The sequence below is a fragment of the Chryseobacterium sp. GW821-FHT04C04 genome, from assembly GCF_059420365.1.
Window position 1 is genome coordinate 986058 of sequence record NZ_JBWKTO010000001.1, and the last position, 18023, is coordinate 1004080.

The window sequence follows — 18023 nt, forward strand, 5'->3', positions numbered from 1 at the left end:
AAGAACATGTAAAATTTTTCATCAATAGCTGCAATATATAAACAAAAAAAGAGTGACCAAAAGTCACTCTTTAAGTTATTATATCATTTTTTCTAGTTTAAATAAAACTCATATTTATTAAGAAGCTGGATTTCTTTGATTAAATCTCCAGTCAAATCTACCGAATGTTTCATAGACTGTACTTCAATATGGGAATCATCTTCAATATTTTTAATAAAGAATTTCAGTTTTTGATTTCCTTTATTCCTATCAAGAACTGTTCTGAAAAAATCCAGATCTTCCGGTCTTACATCCATCACATCCATCACTAAAGATATACTTTTAGCAAATCGCTCAAATGCTTCCTGAAGCTCTATCACATCATTTACATTAACGAAAACTCTGCCGTCTTTCACCTGAGCAAATTTTATTTTGAAAATCACAAACCTCTGAACCTCCAGCTTTTCCTTCAACCTCATATAATCACGATCCCCCAATCTGAATGAGTATGACCCAGAATAATCTTCAAGCGTCACAAAGGCTACTTTCTCCCCGCTTCTGAAACCATCTTTTACCACATATTCCGTAATCAAACCTGCAACGGTATATTCTTTTCCGCCACCTCCATTTTCTCTTTCTTTCTGCAAAGTTTTCCAGTCTTTTTTCTTTTCTTCAAAAAGCTCTTCCGGCTTATTTGCAAAAGCCTGTTCTTTATATGCATCAACTTCATCGAGATTCAAAAAATGAAAAACTCCTTTCGGCTCAGCTTTTTTTGTAACCTCTTCTATAATCTCTTCCTCTTCACCGGCAACGATGTCATCGGAAACAATTTCTATAAGATCTGCAATCTCATCAATAGAATCTTTTTCAAGAATCGGAGCTTCGTCTGCCACCGTTTTTCCCTCTTCATCTTTTTCTAAAACTGACTTTTGAGAAAGCTGTCCCTGCATAAACTGATATTGATATTTAAATTCATCCAAAGGATGTGCAGAAAGGTAAAACCCAATGGTTTCCTTTTCTTTATTAAGCTTATGCATATTTGGCCATTCCGGGCAAGGTGCCAGTTTGGGCTGCTCAATCTGCACTTCTTCAGCAAAGTCTGCAAAAAGAGAGTGTTCCATCTCATTTTTACTTTCCTGAAAGCTTTGTCCATACCTGATCAATCTTTCTATATTTGTTCTTCCAGCCATATCAATATCAAAATACTGACCTCTGTGGAAAGAACTCAATTCATCAAAACCTCCGGCCAAAACTAAACTTTCCGCTACTCTTTTATTCATTTGCGAAGGCGGAATCCTTTCAAAAAAATCATAAATATTTTTAAATCTTCCGTTCGCTCTTTCTCGTGTAATTCCTTCACTCGGACCTTCTCCAATACCTTTAATTGCCCCCAGACCAAAACGAACCTGCCCTTTCTCATTTACAGAGAATTTATATTGAGATTCATTCACATCAGGCCCCAAAACATCAACTCCCATACTTTTACAATCCTCCATAAACATGGTAATAGCCTCTGTATTGTTGATGTTATTACTCATTACACTCGCCATATATTCCGCAGGATAATTGGCTTTTAAATAAGCTGTTTGATACGCAATAAATGCATAACACGTTGAGTGGGATTTATTGAAGGCATATTCTGCAAAGGCTTTCCAGTCGTTCCAGATTTTTTCTAATCTTTCCTCATTCAGGTTATTTTTTCTACCTCCTTCAATGAATTTAGGGTACATTTTATTCAGAACATCGATTTGCTTTTTACCCATCGCTTTTCTCAAAGTATCGGCTTCACCTTTGGTAAAGTTGGCCAATTTCTGAGACAAAAGCATTACCTGTTCCTGGTAAACAGTAATTCCGTAGGTTTCTTTTAAATATTCTTCAGTTTCCGGTAAGTCATAAACAATTTCTTCAATTCCGTGTTTTCTGTTGATAAAGTTGGGAATATATTTAATCGGACCCGGACGGTACAAGGCATTCATGGCAATAAGATCGGCAAAAACTGTTGGCTTAAGCTCTCTCATGTATTTTTGCATCCCTGGACTTTCATATTGGAAAACCCCAACCGTTCTTCCTTCTTTAAATAACTGATAGGTTTTCGCATCATCAAGCGGAATAAGATCAGGATCAATATCTAAACCATATCTTGCTTTTACAAGCTTCAATGCATCTTTAATGATCGTTAAAGTTCTCAGCCCCAGGAAGTCCATTTTCAAAAGACCTGCACTTTCCGCCACTGAGTTGTCAAACTGAGACACCAAAATATCGGCATCTTTTGCCGCAATCGTTACCGGAACCAAGTTACTTACATCTTCAGGCGTAATAATCACCCCACAGGCATGAATACCTGTATTTCTGATACAGCCTTCCATCTTTTTTGCACTCGCAAGCACATCATGACGGGCATCACCCGGAGTGTTAAGAACATATCTCATTTCATCAACAAGCATCTGTTCCTCTGGCTTTAGTTTATCATATTTAGATAAAGCTTTTGCAATGTTCATCCCCGGACTTGGCGGAATTAGTTTCGCAATATTATTGGTATCAGGAATCGGAACATCCAAAACTCTCCCCGCATCTTTAATCGCAGATTTTCCTCCCAAAACCGAATACGTAATAATCTGTGCAACCTGATTTTTACCGTATTTTTCAACCACCCATTTGATAATTTTATCACGACCTTCATCATCAAAATCGATATCAATATCGGGCATGGAAACCCTTTCCGGATTCAAAAAACGTTCAAAAAGCAAATCATATTTAATAGGATCTATATTGGTAATTCCGGTACAATAAGCTACGGCAGAACCTGCGGCAGAACCACGGCCGGGACCAACCCAAACCCCCATTTTTCTTGCTTCGTTACAAAAATCCTGTACAATCAGGAAATAACCGGGATACCCTGTGTTGGCAACAACTTCCAGTTCAAAATCTAAACGTTCTTTAATTTCGTCTGTGATTCCGGTTTCTACATATCTTTTTTTCGCTCCTTCATAAGTTAAATGAGTCAAATAGGCCATTTCTCCGCGTTTTCCTCCGTCAATATCGTCTTCAGCATGAATAAATTCCTCAGGAATATCGAATTTAGGAAGTAAAACGTCTCTTTTTAAGGTATAGGGTTTAAATTTTGCAGTGAATTCTTCATACGTATCAAAAGCATCAGGATACGCCAAAAAGGCTTCTTTTATTTCGTCAGAATTTTTGATGTAATATTCTCCTGTAGCTAACCCTCTTCTCTTCCCAAATCCTTTTCCGACAGGAGTTGTCAGTTTTTCTCCATCTTTGATACAGCTTACGATATCCTGAATATTAGAATCGTCTTTATTAGAATAAAAAGTTTCGTTCTGTGCTAAAATCTTAACATTATATTTATCTGCAAAATGCAGTAAAACATCATTCAAATGCTCTTCTTCAGGCAGTTTATGATTTTGAATCTGAACATAAAAATCATCTTCAAAGGTATCTTTCCACCATTTGAAAAGCTCCTCCCCTTTTTGTTCACCGGTATTTAAAATAGCATCGGGAATATCTCCCAGAATTCCTGAAGTCAGCGCAATCAAACCTTCTTTATATTCAGCTATCAATTCACGACTGATTCTTGGAACTCCAAAATAGAACCCTTTAAGGAAACCTATACTTGAAAGTTTTGCTAAATTTTTATAGCCTTCAAAATCTTTCGCCAACAAAACAACCTGCGTTCTTCTATCGGGATCATCTTTTGTAAATTGTTTCTGTTCGTAACGTTCTGAAATATAAAATTCGCAGCCTACAACGGGAATTAACGGTTCTGAAACAGGCTCTACTTCATTAAATTCTTCTCCGTTTTCTTCTGCTTCCTGTTTTTTTGCTAAATATTCTTTATGCTTTTTTACTCTGTCCCCATTCGTTCCTTCCACCGCTGAAACAAACTTAAAAGCTCCCATCATGTTCCCAAGATCTACCATTCCGACAGCAGGGAAATTCTCATCAGTAGCTTTTTTGATCAGATCATTGATGCTTGAAGTAGCCGTAAGCGTAGAAAAAACACTGTGATTATCAAAATTGAAGTATTTCCCTAAATCAATTTCATCAATACTTCCAAAATCCTGTTGCTTTTTCTTGTTATGAAAATCTGCAACCTGCCTTCTGATAACAATGTTAAAAGGCTTGATCGGATCTGGATAAAGGCTCTTGAAATAAGCGAGCTGGTCTTCTGAGATCTTTAGTGTTTCAGCAGGAACCACCCCTATTCTTATCATTTCAAAGAAGGCACTGGCCGTAGCATTTACGTCAGCTGCTGCATTATGGGCTTCATCAAATTTATTCCCATAAAGCTTTTCATACAATTCTTCCAGTTTCGGAGATTTGTATCGGCCGCCTCGTCCTCCGCCAAGCTGGCAGAAGTCGGTCCCCAAAATCATCGTATCTGCTTTGGGTTTTTCCTGTAGATTATCATTCAGGTTTTTCCTGTAAAACTCTGCCCCTACAATATTGTAGTCGAACTCCACATTATGTCCGGAAACAACTCTTACTCTTTCAAGGACTTTAGAAAACTCTTCAAGGATCTCCTGAAGGTCTCGTCCTTCTTCATTGGCAATTTTTGTTGTAATTCCGTGAATACGTGCTGCATTGAAGGGAATATCATACCCTTCAGGTTTTATTATATAATCCTGGTTCTCAATCAACTTTCCGTCATCATCGTGCAACTGCCATGCGATCTGAACCATTCTTGGCCAGTTATCCGAATCTGAAAGCGGAGCGTTGAAATTTTTTGGTAAACCGGTTGTTTCTGTGTCAAAAATTAAATACATATAATTTTCTAACTTTTTTATAAAAAAGAGAATGTAAAGTTACTTCATTTTTTCTAAATATTGCTTTATAGCAACCATATAAACAATCAATAATATTTATAAAAAACACCAAAATAAGAGATTTTTAAAAAATTATTTTAACAATTTAAAACATAAATTAAAATTACCTTAAAAAATTAGACTTATTTATTAAAACTTATTAATTATTAAAATTTTAGCATAATTTTGATTCACTATAGTTTTAATAATTTACTACCCAAAATGAAGAAACAACTACTTTTACTCAGCACTTTAGCCATTACGCTAATAAATGCACAAAACAATGAAGAATTAAATAGATTATTTGAACGTCAGAGAATAGACAACAACGAAAAGTTCGATGCCTATGTATCTAAACGATATGGTTCAAATAAAGCCCCTGAAGTTTTGAAAGAAATTGAACTGCAAAGAACTAATCTTGCAGGCTTTTTACCAGACAATAAGCCCTATTTTTTTCAGGCTCACGATATGGATCAGATTAAAAATTCCAATTCTGATTTTTTGCAGGGAGGAAATATTACCGGCTTAACAGGATCTTTTAACGGAGAAGGCATTAAGTTTACTATTTTTGATGGCAGTACTGCTTCTGGCGTAGCAAGAGTATTTGCCAACCACGTCTTCTTTAACAATCTTCCTAACAGAATAGTCAATAAAGAAAGCAGCAACGTTAATTATGGTGATCACGCAACAGCTGTTTCCAGTTTTATAGGTGCGAAAGATTATCCATACACAGTAACATTTACAAATGGGACAACAAGACAGGTAAATTTCAAAGGGATTGCACCCAACTCTACAATAGATGCTTATGCTTTTGGGACTTCTGTTTTGGATGGTGAAACTGTACAAAGTACCGTTTTTCAAAAAATCGTAAAGGCACAGCCTAATGTTTCCAACCATTCTTATGGAAGTAATCAGGGATGGGCGGACCCTCAATTGGTTAACAATGAACCGGCATGGGTATGGAATGGTACTTTTGCCAGTCCAAACACCTCTTTTGATGCTCAGGGAACGTATCACACAAACGACCGTGATTACGACCAGATTGTATACAACAATCCTTCCTATATCATTGTAAAATCGGCAGGAAACTCATTTGGTGAAGGACCTAGTGCTGACACTAGTACCTATAAAAAATATTACAAAGATAACACAGGGAATTTCGTAGAATTTGCTGCCACTGATACTCTACCTCCTAATAATTGCGCACAGGGATATGACTGTATAGGAATTGGTTCTCTTGGGAAAAATATTATTGTGGTAGGAGCTGCAGATAGAATAACGACTAATGATGGAAGATATACAGCTTCCTCGGATGTTATCCATTCCGTTTACAGCAGTGCAGGACCAAGAGATGACGGAGGTATTAAACCGGATATTACAGCTGTGGGGACAAGTGTTGCCAGTGCATGGACTGATAACACCAGTACAGGAGGAAGTAAAATCGACATAGGAGATGGAACCTCTTATTCTGCTCCTGTAGTAACAGGTATTATTGGACTTTGGACACAGGTTAATAAGCAGTTATTTGGAGGCAACTTATTAAATGCTGCATCAGCAAAAACCTTAATGGTACATTCAGCGAAAGAAGCCGGTAACATAGGTCCTGATCCACAATTTGGATGGGGCTTTATTGACGCCAAAAAAGGAGCTGAACTTCTTGTAGGAAAATCCAATAACAGTATTATTTTTAATGATGAAGTATTAAATAGCGGGGTCGCTAATGTAAAAACAGTTAAGGCGTCCGGGTCTGAACCTTTAAAAGTAACAATATCCTGGATTGATCCTGAATTTACAAATTTCACCAATCAATGGAGCAATATATACAATAACAGAAGTTCTAAACTGATTAATGATCTGGATCTAAAGATCACTGATACTACTACAAATACGGTTTATTATCCATGGAAGCTTGATGCCAACAATCCAATGACTCCCGCTACCAAAGGAGATAATACGGTAGACAACGTAGAACAGGTAATAGTAGATGCTCCTGTTGCAGGAAGAACTTATAAAATAGAGATCACCAATAAAGGAATATTGAAAAATAATACAGGCGGAAATGCCCCTCAAAACTACTCTGTCATCGTAACAGGATTTACTGAGTTATTAGGAACTAAAGATATTACCAACCCTCTTAATAATCTTGCGATTTCCCCTACCATTACAAAGGATTTTACAAACATTTTAAAAGCTCCTAAAAAGTCTACTTTCAATGTTTATGATCTTACAGGTAAAAAACTACAAAGCGGTACCATCAATAATGATAAGGAACCAATAGATTTATCTGCTTACACAAAAGGAATTTACATCATTGAAGTAAAAACAGACAAAGATGTTATTTCCAAAAAAGTGATCAAGGAATAACCTATATAAACAAAGATTTTATACAAAATACTAACAACTGTTAGTATTTTTTTTATGCATATTTGCTTCCTATGGAAAATGCACTTCACGAAAAAGTTTCTCAAGATATACTACTCAAGGCGTATAATCATATGATGCTGGCCAAAGCAATGGCTGATATTTACGAAGAAAACAGATTGCTTTATAGCAACCATATAAACAATCAATAATATTTATAAAAATACCAAAATAAGAGATTTTCAAAAAATCACTTTAACAATACAAATTAAAATTACCTTAAAAAATCAGACTTATTCATTAAAACTAATTAATTATCATAGAACTTGTCTAAAGTAAAAGAAAGAATGATATTTCCTAAAAAAAGTTGTGTTAGACAAAGATATAGTAAAAAAGAGTTTAGCCCTTATTTGGATTTAGGTATTCAAAAAATAAGTGTAAAGTTCATATTGATGTATCGAAAATTAAAACAGATCCCCATAATCATTCTTTAGTAAAGGCTTTAAGAAGGAAGGCAAACTTTTTGGAAAGGCTCATATTCACTTATCTGTGAAAAAATATAGATTACTCACTAATAGTTGATTTTTAGATGATGATCCATGATTTTGTATGTGCTTATAAATAAACAATAAAATTAATTTGAGCCTTATAGAAAATCTAAAATTCCGGTAATACCAAGATATTTACCTCATGAATACCAATGCATATGGAAACAGCATTTTATCCTTTTTTTACCTCACAGCCAAGGCAGCTAAGTCAGCAGAAGAATACATAACAGATGATCAGTTGGTATTTATCATAGATGGAAAGACTCCCTTAAATACAGCAGGAGGGAGATGCGATTTTAAACAAGGTGATATATTTCTTCTGAAAAACAAGTAGTATATATCATATCAGGAAACTTTAGACAAGTTCATATTTTTAACCCATTAATTTTTAATAATTTACATACAATGAAAAAAAGATTACTTCTAATCAGCACTTTAGCTATTACGCTAATAAATGCTCAAAACAACGATGCTCTAAAGAGAAAATTTGAAAGGCAGAACAAAGAGAACAATGAAAAATTTGACTCTTATGTTTCCAGAAGGTTTGGTAGTAAAAAAAGTCCTGAAACACAAAGACAAATTCAGAAAATGAGAGAAAATCTGGCAGGATTTAGTGGAAATGTTCCAAACTTTTATCAGGCAGAAGATCAAGGTCAAATTTTAAATAACAATGTAGACGCTTTAACAACTGCCGGAGGAGTAAATGGCCTGGCCGGGGCTTTTAAAGGTGAAGGTATTGTATATGCAATTTTTGACGGGGGAAGAATTTATGAAGCCCATACTGCTTTCAATAACACAGCAGGTAGAATTTCTAACAAAGAAGAAGCAACCCATCCTTATAATAAACACGCAACAGGTGTCGCAAGTATTATTGGAGCTAAATCATCTCCAGCATCATCTACAACTAACGGAGTAACAACTACAGGAAATGCAATAGGAGTCGCTTTGAATTCAACAATGGACGCTTATAATTTTGGAACAACAACACTACCTGGTAATTCAGGCACAAGCACAGTGTTTGATAAAATCTTATTAGCCCAACCTAAAATTTCAAATCACTCTTATGGTGTAAATGCAGCCTGGGATTATCAAACTACAGATAATGGATATCCTGCTAACGGATGGTATTGGGGAGGGAATTATGTTTCTGGAAATAATTATGATTTAATGGGAACCTATTATACACTTGATCAATCCTATGATGCTATTGTGTACAACAACCCTAGTTATACTATTGTAAAATCTGCCGGAAATTCTTTTGGATTCGGACCTGGACAGTCTGGTAGTACAACAACGGCATATTATTATGATGGATCAGGATACTCTACCTATGCAGCAGGTACAGCACCACCAGCTAACTGTGCACAAGGTTATGATTGTATAGGTTACGGCTCATTAGCTAAAAACATTATTGTAGTTGGTGCAACAGACCCTATTACAACAAATAACCAAAGATATACCGCAGCAACAGATGTCGTAAAGTCAAGCTATAGTAGTGCAGGACCAAGGGATGACGGAGGTATTAAACCAGACATTTCTGCTCCAGGCACCGATGTCTGGATGGCATCTACTGAAGAAAATACAACAGGGAGTACAAGCTGGCAAATCAGCAGTGGTACTTCAATGTCAGCACCTCAGGTTGCTGGAATTATTGGGCTTTGGATGCAGATCTATAAATCCTTATTTAATAATGCAGAATTAAATGCAGCGGCTTCAAAAACATTAATGGTACATTCAGCTCTTGAAGCCGGAAATGTAGGACCAGATCCATGGTTTGGCTGGGGATATATCAACGCAAAAAAAGGAGCTGAGCTGCTTGTAGGAAAATCCAACAACAGTATTATTTTTAACGATGAAGTATTAAATAGCGGGGTGGCTAATGTAAAAACAGTTAAGGCGTCCGGGTCTGAACCTTTAAAGGTAACAATATCCTGGAGTGATCCTGAATTCACAAACATCACTGATGATGTGAATAATCTATACAACAATAGAGTCTCCAGGCTAATCAATGATTTAGATGTAAGGATTACTAATACAGCCAACAACACAGTATACCTTCCATGGAAACTGAATGCAAATAGCCCAATGACACCTGCTACAAAAGGTGATAATACAGTAGACAATGTGGAACAGGTAGTTATAGATAATCCAACACCAGGAGCTGTCTACAAAATAGAGATCACCAATAAAGGGATATTGAAAAATAATTCAGGAGGTAATGCTCCTCAAAACTACTCTATCATCGTAACAGGATTTACTGAGGCATTGGGTACTAAAGATATTACTAACCCTCTTAATAATCTTGCGATTTCCCCTACCATTACAAAGGATTTTACAAACATTTTAAAAGCTCCTAAAAAGTCTGCTTTCAGTGTTTATGACCTTACAGGTAAAAAACTACAAAGCGGCACCATCAATAATGATAAGGAACCAATAGATTTATCTGCTTACACAAAAGGAATTTACATCATTGAAGTAAAAACAGACAAAGATGTTATTTCCAAAAAAGTGATCAAGGAATAACCTATATAAACAAAGATTTTACACAAAATACTAACAGTTGTTAGTATTTTGTTTTTTTATGTATATTTGCTTCCTATGGAAAATGCACTTCACGAAAAAGTTTCTCAAGATATACTACTCAAGGCGTATAATCATATGATGCTGGCCAAAGCAATGGCTGATATTTACGAAGAAAACAGAAATGTATGTAAATATGTTCACAGTACTTCAAGGGGGCACGAAGCCATCCAGCTTGCAACAGCTTATCAGCTCAAGAAAGAAGACTGGGTTTCTCCTTATTATAGAGATGAAAGCATCCTTTTAGGAATAGGTTTCGAACCTTATCAATTAATGCTTCAATTATTAGCTAAAGCTGATGATCCTTTTTCAGGAGGAAGATCATACTACTCCCACCCTTCCAGCAGAGACGAAAACAAACCAAAAATTGTTCACCAAAGTTCTGCAACCGGAATGCAGACTATTCCTACTACAGGAGTCGCACAAGGGATCAAATATATCCAGGATTTCAATCTTCAGAATTTTGAAAACGACCCTGTAGTTGTTTGCAGCCTTGGAGACAATTCTGTTACTGAAGGTGAAGTAAGTGAAGCTTTGCAGTTTGCTGCTTTGCATCAGCTTCCTATTATTTTTCTTGTACAGGATAATGAGTGGGGAATTTCCGTAACAAAAGATGAAGCAAGAACTTGTGACGCTTATGATTTTGTAGCTGGATTCACTGGGTTGAGCAGAATGAGAGTAGATGGAACTGATTTCGTTGAAAGTTTTGAGGCCATGAAAAAAGCCGTGGATTTTGTAAGAACAGAAAGAAAACCTTTGGTTGTCTGTGCAAAAACCGTACTGATCGGACATCATACTTCCGGTGTAAGAAGAGAATTCTATAGAGATGAAGAAGATTTATCAAAACATAGAGCTAAAGATCCGGGAGAAATCCTTAGAAAACATTTACTGGAAACAGGTATTGACGAGGATCTATTAAAGCAAATCACGAAAAAAGCACGTCTTGAAGCCGAAGAAGCTTTTGAAAAAGCTAAAAACGCTGAAGATCCGAAGCCTGAAACTGTAATGCAGCACGTTTTCGCTCCTACTCCTATTACAGAAGAAACAGGAACGCGTGAGCCTGCCAACGGAGAAAAAATTGTAATGGTAGATGCTGCTATCCACGCGATACAGGAATTGATGTGGAAGCACCCTGAAGCCCTCCTTTACGGACAAGATGTAGGAGAAAGAATTGGCGGGGTTTTCCGTGAAACGGTAACGTTGGGAAAAAAATTCGGCAGCAAAAGAGTATTCAATACCGCTATTCAGGAGGCATATATCATTGGATCAACAGCCGGGATGAGTGCTGTAGGATTGAAACCAATCGTTGAAGTTCAGTTCGCAGATTATATTTACCCGGGAATCAACCAATTAATTACGGAGATTTCAAAATCAAGTTATTTAAGTGGCGGAAAATTTCCTGTAAGCAATATCATCCGTGTTCCAATCGGAGCATACGGTGGCGGCGGTCCTTACCACAGTGGAAGTGTTGAAAGTATTTTGGCCAATATCAAGGGAATCAAAATAGCCTATCCAAGTAATGCAGCAGATTTCAAAGGTTTATTAAAAGCAGCGTATTACGATCCAAACCCGGTAGTGATGCTGGAGCACAAAGGATTATACTGGAGCAAAGTTCCGGGAACTGAAGATGCTAAAACGATAGAACCGGCTGAAGACTATGTTCTTCCATTTGGAAAAGGTAAAATAATCATCGAAGCTGATAAGGATGAAACTGAAAAAGGAAGAACCTTATTAGTGATTACTTACGGAATGGGTGTTTACTGGGCTAAAGAAGCGGCCAAGAATTTCAACGGAAGAGTTGAAGTGATCGACTTAAGAACATTGATTCCTCTTGATGAAGAACTTGTTTTCGAAAGAGTAAAAGCTCATGGAAAATGTATCGTTCTTACAGAAGAACAGCTTAACAACTCTTTTGCAGAAGCTTTTGCACACCGTATTTCTAAAAACTGCTTCAAATATCTGGATGCCCCTGTAGAAACAATGGGATCACTGGATGTACCCGCTGTACCTATCAATCTGATACTGGAAAAAGAAATGCTTCCAAATGCTGAAAAACTCAGCAATAAGATCGAAGAAATGCTGAAATATTAATTTTATATAAAATGAAAACCTCTAAAAATTTTTAGAGGTTTTTTTATGCAATTTTTTCATTACTTTTATTAAGATTATCAATCTCAATTTTAGACCATTATAAACCAAGAAAACCCAACGATCCATTATCTGAAAGGCATTACAAAATAAAATCAATCACAGTTTGGTATTTATTTTGTCTATACACGCAAAAACACACCCATCTTTATGATCACAACCAAATACGTCAATTATAAACAGGTTCTCAATCTAGCCGGTGTACATCTTATCTTAATCTCTATCTGGTGTACATTGATTGCTGTTTTCTTTTATTTCTTCAACTGGCACTGGATGACGATTCCCTGGGTTCCTGTTGCCCTGATTGGTACAGCAGAAGCATTCCTTGTAGGTTTTAAAAACAACCAGGCCTATGACAGACTTTGGGAGGCCAGAAAAATATGGGGTGGAATTGTGAACTCAAGCCGTTCGTTTGCTTCCATGGTGTACGCTTTCGATACCAAAAATGAAGAAATTGGTGTGTTTGATCTTGAAGACCGTAAAAGAAGAATTGTTTACCGTCATATTGCATGGCTATATACTTTCCGTGAACAGCTTCTTGTTCCTACAGAATGGGAGCATATCAGTACGGAAAATAATAAATTCGGGAATATCAACCTGAGAAGAAACAGGTTGATCAAAGCAGGGTTTCCCGATTACGGAAGAGCTCCTATTTTCCTTCACAAATATCTTTCGGAAGAAGAATATGATCTTAAAAATGATTATAAAAACTTTGCTACCTACCTGACTGCCCAACAGGCAAAAGACATCAATGAGCTTAAAAACATGGGAGCCATTACAGAGTTCAACCAGACCCAGCTTCAGAACGCCCTGAATGAATTCTATAATTTTCAGGGACAGGCAGAAAGAATCAAAAAATTTCCTTCGCCAAGACAATTTGCCAGTACGGCTTTTGTTTTTAATATCCTGTTTATTATGCTTCTCCCATTAGGATTAGTAAATGAGTTTGCTAAACTGGGTGACTGGGGAATATGGACTTCTATTCCTTTCTGTATCATTATCGGATGGATCTATATCATCATGGAACTGGTAGGAGATTATTCTGAAAACCCCTTTGCGGGATTGATGTTTGATGTCCCTATGCTTTCTATCTGCAGAACTATTGAAATTGATCTGCTTCAGATGAGCGGAGAAACAGACCTTCCGGATCCTATTGTTTCTAAAAACGGAGTTTTGGTATAGTTTTTCAATACGATGAAAGATCAAAAAGACACCATAAAACTGAATGTCTGAATTCCTGGAAAAAATTAAAAATATTCGATAAAATATATTTTAAAATTTCATTGTTTTTCATAATTTAGAGGCATTGAAAGTATATGTTAAATCACTCAATTCTGATTCGATGTAATGTCTATTTTTATCAACTAATCATTTATCCCTCCTTTTTTAAACAATGAGATCCAAGCAAGTACTGCAGGTTTTGACAATGCTATGTCTTACCGTATTCTGCCCTAAAGTAAAATCACAGGCAGCTTTCAATAAGGAACTACCAAAAGAATTTGAAGACAAATTCACCAAGGAAATCAATGACAGTATTCCATCCTTGGGTTCTTTCATTGTTACCCAAAACGGCAGGCTTTTGTATGAGCACTATTTTCACGGAGCCAATAAAGAAACTACCTTCAGTGTAAAATCTGTTACCAAAAGTATTGTTTCTGTTCTGGCAGGAATTGCAAAAGATAAAAACATACTTCCCAATCTCAATACTCCGGTTTTAAAAATCCTTCCGGAATACAATATTTCAAGAAGCAGATTCAAAAATATTTCCAATATCGAAGGGAAAGTTCTTCATGATTCTATCAGAAATACGTTAACACTAAAAAATCTGTTGACCATGCAGGGAGGTTTCGACTGGGTTGAAAATTCAAAAATTTCGACAGCCATGTCTTTCTCCGGTGATCCGGTAAGATTTGTCCTGGATTTACCTTTTGAAGAATATCCCGGAACTGTATTCAACTATAACAGTGGTGAAAGCCATCTTTTCGGGGCAGCCTTATCAAAAATAGTAAAAACCAGCCTGAAACAATTTGCCAATGAAAATCTGTTTAGGCCTTTAAAAATGAATATTACAAGATGGGATACGGATTCTATGGATAGAAACTTTGCAGGCTCAGAACTTTTTATGAAACCAGAGGACATGCTGAAATTTGGAACGATGATCCTTAACAACGGGAAACTTAGCGGAAAACAGATTGTATCTCAGAAATGGATTCAGGAATCAACTTCTGAACAGGTAAAGCTGGATTCATGGGATGTAATGCCCAATGCAAACGGATATGGCTATTATTGGTGGCGAAGAAAAACCAACGGGCATCAGGCGTTTGTAGCAACGGGCTACGGAGGTCAGCTGATCTGTGTCATTCCTGATCTGAAAATGGTGATTGTAACAACATGTTTCTTACATGAAAGCAATAAAGGAAGAGCAGATATTAAAAGACTACATTATTTCATCGATAAAATCACCAAAGGTGACCAATAAATATTAACTCCAATCAACCGACTGGATTGGAAACTTTTCAATAGTCTACAATACGATCGCCGTTGTATTTTTCACCTCGGAAATCATAAATGAACTGTGCGTACTTGCGATGTGTTGAAGCGTCGTAAGTTTCGTCAGCATAAAGCTGCGATAGTCTTCAATATCTTTCACTCCTATTTTAAGAATATAATCATAATCTCCGCTTACATGAAAGCATTCTGTAACTTCCTGAAGGTCCATTACCTCTTTTTCAAACTGGAGTACAAATTCTTTTTTATGCTGGCTTAATTTTACGTGACACAGAACGATAAAATTTTTCTTAACTTTACTCTTGTCCAGCAAGGCTACATATTTTGAAATAATTCCGGCATTTTCAAGCTTTTTTACACGCTCGTAGATTGCTGTAACAGACAATCCAAGTTTGCCGGACAGTTCTTTGGTGGTTTGTTTACAGTCTTCCTGTAAAAAAAGTAATAGTTTCTTATCTGTTTCGTCAAGTTCCATAGATATTTTTTTGGTAAAAGTTTAACAATCCCGAAGATACTAAATATTTTTTCTAAATAAACAATATTTTACAGTTTTATATTCTATAAATTCAAATTTATGTTGTAATTATTAAGAAATTAATGCAAATTGGGACAATAAAATAAAAACAATATTTATGGAAAACTTTAACGCAGCCAATGAGATCCAGGATCTTCAGTATTTTGGTGAATTCGGAGGAGTGAATCCTTCTATCTCTGACAGCTCCACCTATACGTTTCTTTCCGCAAAGACCATGTTTGATACTTTCGAAGGAAATGCTGAAGGATGCTACCTGTATTCCAGACACTCATCCCCGATGAATCTTTATCTGGCACAGGCTCTTGCCAAGATGGAAAACACGGAATCAGCCAACGTTACAGCATCCGGAATGGGAGCTATTACTTCTGTGTTGATGCAGGTGTGCAAAAGTGGAGACCATATTATTTCAAGCAGAACCATCTACGGAGGAACTTATGCTTTTCTCAAAAATTTCCTTCCTCAGTTTAATGTAGCAACCACTTTTGTTGATATCAACAATTTTGAATCTATAGAGAAAGCAATAACTCCCAATACTAAAGTTATTTATTGCGAAAGTGTGAGCAATCCGCTTCTTGAAGTGGCAGACCTTAGAAAACTTTCCGAAATCTGTAAAAAACACAATCTGAAACTGATTGTAGACAATACTTTCTCCCCTCTTTCTATCTCTCCAACGTTATTTGGGGCAGATGTTGTGATTCACAGTCTGACGAAATTCATCAACGGAAGCAGTGATACTGTAGGAGGTGTATATTGTGCAACACAAGCCTTCATCGATGATACCAAAAATGTAAATTCCGGAGCTTGTATGCTTCTTGGACCAACGATGGACAGCTTAAGATCTTCAAGTATCTTAAAAAACCTGAGAACATTACATATCAGAATAAAACAACATAGCCACAACGCGATGTATCTTGCCGAAAGATTTGAAAAAGACGGCTTAAAAGTATCTTATCCGGGATTACCCTCTCATAAAAATCATGAATTAATGAAAAGCATGCTTCATGAAGAGTACGGATACGGAGGACTATTGACGCTGGATGCCGGAACCACAGAAAAAGCCAATGAACTGATGGAAATGATGCAGACAGAAAACCTGGGTTATCTTGCCGTAAGCTTAGGGTTCTACAAAACCTTATTCTCATGCTCAGGAAAATCTACCTCATCTGAAATTCCAGAGGAGGAACGCGCTTCCATAGGTATTTCCGACGGATTGATCAGATTCTCCATCGGCCTTGACCACGATATTAAAAGAACTTATCATAAAATGAAAGAATGTATGCTGAAAGTAGGAGTTCTTAACCACCATGAAAACATTTCTATCATCTAAATTTATTGTAAAAAGGCTGTTTCGTTTGAAACAGCCCTTTTTTTATTTCATAAATCAATAGGAATGGGCTAAAGCCCGTTTATTAAAAAGAATTCCTTCAATTGGCTTTAGCCAAAACTTAAAATTATTTCTTATGATAGTGATGCGGAAAAGCATCTTCCGGTTTCATTCTGAAAACATTCAGCAGGATCCAGGATTTTAAGAACCCATACCCGTAAGAAAACATTTGAATATAAGTGGAAATAACTGCCATACCGGCAATACTTATATTTTTCGTCAGCAATAAGGCATGAAATAACACCAAAAAGGTGTACAATCCATAAAAAGCAAGGATTATCCCTCTTCCCATAATAAAATACTCCAGAAAGCCCATTATATAACCTAACATAAACAAAGTTGGAAAAGCAAAAGAGATTTTCACATAATTAGGATGTCTCTGATTAAGAATAGGTCTTGCACAACCAAACTGATAAACCTGTTTGGAGAATTTACCGAAATCTACCCTGCGTTTATGGTATACCGCAATATCATCAAAAAAAGCGGTAGTAAAACCATTTTCCCAAAGAGTCATAGACAGATCCGGATCTTCCCCTATCCTCATTTCTGAAAATCCGCCAACCTTTTCAAAAACAGCCTTTTTCACTCCCATATTGAAACTTCTGGGTTGGAATTTGGAAACTGCTTTCTTACTTCCCCTGATCCCTCCGGTTGTAAAAACAGAAGTCATAGAATAAGAAATAGCTTTCTGCATCAGATTAAAACCTTTATGTGCTTTATCTGCTCCCCCAAACGCATCACAAGGAATGGTCTGAATATCTTTTTTGATATGTTCAATATAATCTGCTTCAACAATGACATCACTGTCTACAAATACCAGCCATTCATTTGCTGCTCTTGCCGCTCCGTAATTCCTTGTTAATCCAGGGCCTGAATTATCTTTTCTGAAATACTTAATATCCAGGGTTCCTTCAAAATTCTTGATGGTAGGCTTCAGATCGATCAGAGAACCATCATCTACGATAATCATCTCGAACTCCCTATCTGTCTGTTGGGTAAGAGAAGTCAGCAACTCAAAAAGTTCATCTTTTCGGTTGTAAATGGCAACGACAATGGAAATAGTAGGCTTCAAATTGAAAATTTTTCAAAATTACTTATTCGCAGGACAACCTACAAACAGTTTAACAGCTTATTCGGAGAAATTAATGCAAATAGGA

General features: G+C 36.5%; 10 protein-coding genes. 7 read left to right on the forward strand and 3 right to left on the reverse strand.

The window, feature by feature from the left end; genetic code table 11:
• Window positions 1–92: 92 nt before the first annotated feature.
• The gene (dnaE, locus tag AC07UM_RS04460; protein WP_494682298.1) at window positions 93–4763 is read right to left on the reverse strand and encodes a DNA polymerase III subunit alpha; all 4671 of its coding nucleotides are present in this window, start codon (window positions 4761–4763) and stop codon (window positions 93–95) included.
• A gap of 261 nt (window positions 4764–5024) precedes the next feature.
• Between dnaE and AC07UM_RS04465 the strand changes: the two genes are divergently transcribed.
• The 6 genes from AC07UM_RS04465 (at window position 5025) to AC07UM_RS04490 (ending at window position 14918) form a co-directional block, all read left to right on the forward strand.
• The gene (locus AC07UM_RS04465; RefSeq protein WP_494682297.1) at window positions 5025–7166 is read left to right on the forward strand and encodes a S8 family peptidase; all 2142 of its coding nucleotides are present in this window, start codon (window positions 5025–5027) and stop codon (window positions 7164–7166) included.
• A gap of 687 nt (window positions 7167–7853) precedes the next feature.
• Window positions 7854–8045 carry a hypothetical protein gene (locus AC07UM_RS04470; protein ID WP_494682296.1) on the forward strand — a complete coding sequence of 64 codons (192 nt, stop codon included), beginning with the start codon at window positions 7854–7856 and terminating at the stop codon, window positions 8043–8045.
• Between the two features lie 71 nt (window positions 8046–8116).
• Complete coding sequence (locus AC07UM_RS04475; RefSeq protein ID WP_494682295.1) at window positions 8117–10234, forward strand: S8 family peptidase; 2118 nt, start codon at window positions 8117–8119, stop codon at window positions 10232–10234.
• A 75-nt stretch (window positions 10235–10309) separates the two neighbouring features.
• Window positions 10310–12382 carry an alpha-ketoacid dehydrogenase subunit alpha/beta gene (locus AC07UM_RS04480; RefSeq protein ID WP_494685218.1) on the forward strand — a complete coding sequence of 691 codons (2073 nt, stop codon included), beginning with the start codon at window positions 10310–10312 and terminating at the stop codon, window positions 12380–12382.
• Window positions 12383–12589: 207 nt separating this feature from the next.
• On the forward strand, window positions 12590–13621 hold the full coding sequence (locus tag AC07UM_RS04485; RefSeq protein WP_494684595.1) for a bestrophin family protein: 1032 nt from the start codon (window positions 12590–12592) through the stop codon (window positions 13619–13621).
• A gap of 211 nt (window positions 13622–13832) precedes the next feature.
• Window positions 13833–14918: a serine hydrolase domain-containing protein gene (locus AC07UM_RS04490; protein ID WP_494684596.1), complete on the forward strand. Its 1086-nt coding sequence runs from the start codon at window positions 13833–13835 to the stop codon at window positions 14916–14918.
• A 45-nt stretch (window positions 14919–14963) separates the two neighbouring features.
• Here AC07UM_RS04490 and AC07UM_RS04495 read toward each other — a convergent pair whose 3' ends face one another.
• On the reverse strand, window positions 14964–15422 hold the full coding sequence (locus AC07UM_RS04495) for an Lrp/AsnC family transcriptional regulator (protein ID WP_494684597.1): 459 nt from the start codon (window positions 15420–15422) through the stop codon (window positions 14964–14966).
• A 157-nt stretch (window positions 15423–15579) separates the two neighbouring features.
• On the opposite strand from AC07UM_RS04495, the gene AC07UM_RS04500 reads away from it, so the two are divergent.
• Window positions 15580–16809, forward strand: a complete 1230-nt coding sequence (locus AC07UM_RS04500; protein WP_494684598.1) for an aminotransferase class I/II-fold pyridoxal phosphate-dependent enzyme — start codon at window positions 15580–15582, stop codon at window positions 16807–16809.
• A gap of 124 nt (window positions 16810–16933) precedes the next feature.
• Here AC07UM_RS04500 and AC07UM_RS04505 read toward each other — a convergent pair whose 3' ends face one another.
• The gene (locus tag AC07UM_RS04505; RefSeq protein WP_494684599.1) at window positions 16934–17938 is read right to left on the reverse strand and encodes a glycosyltransferase family 2 protein; all 1005 of its coding nucleotides are present in this window, start codon (window positions 17936–17938) and stop codon (window positions 16934–16936) included.
• Between the last annotated feature and the right edge of the window lie 85 nt (window positions 17939–18023).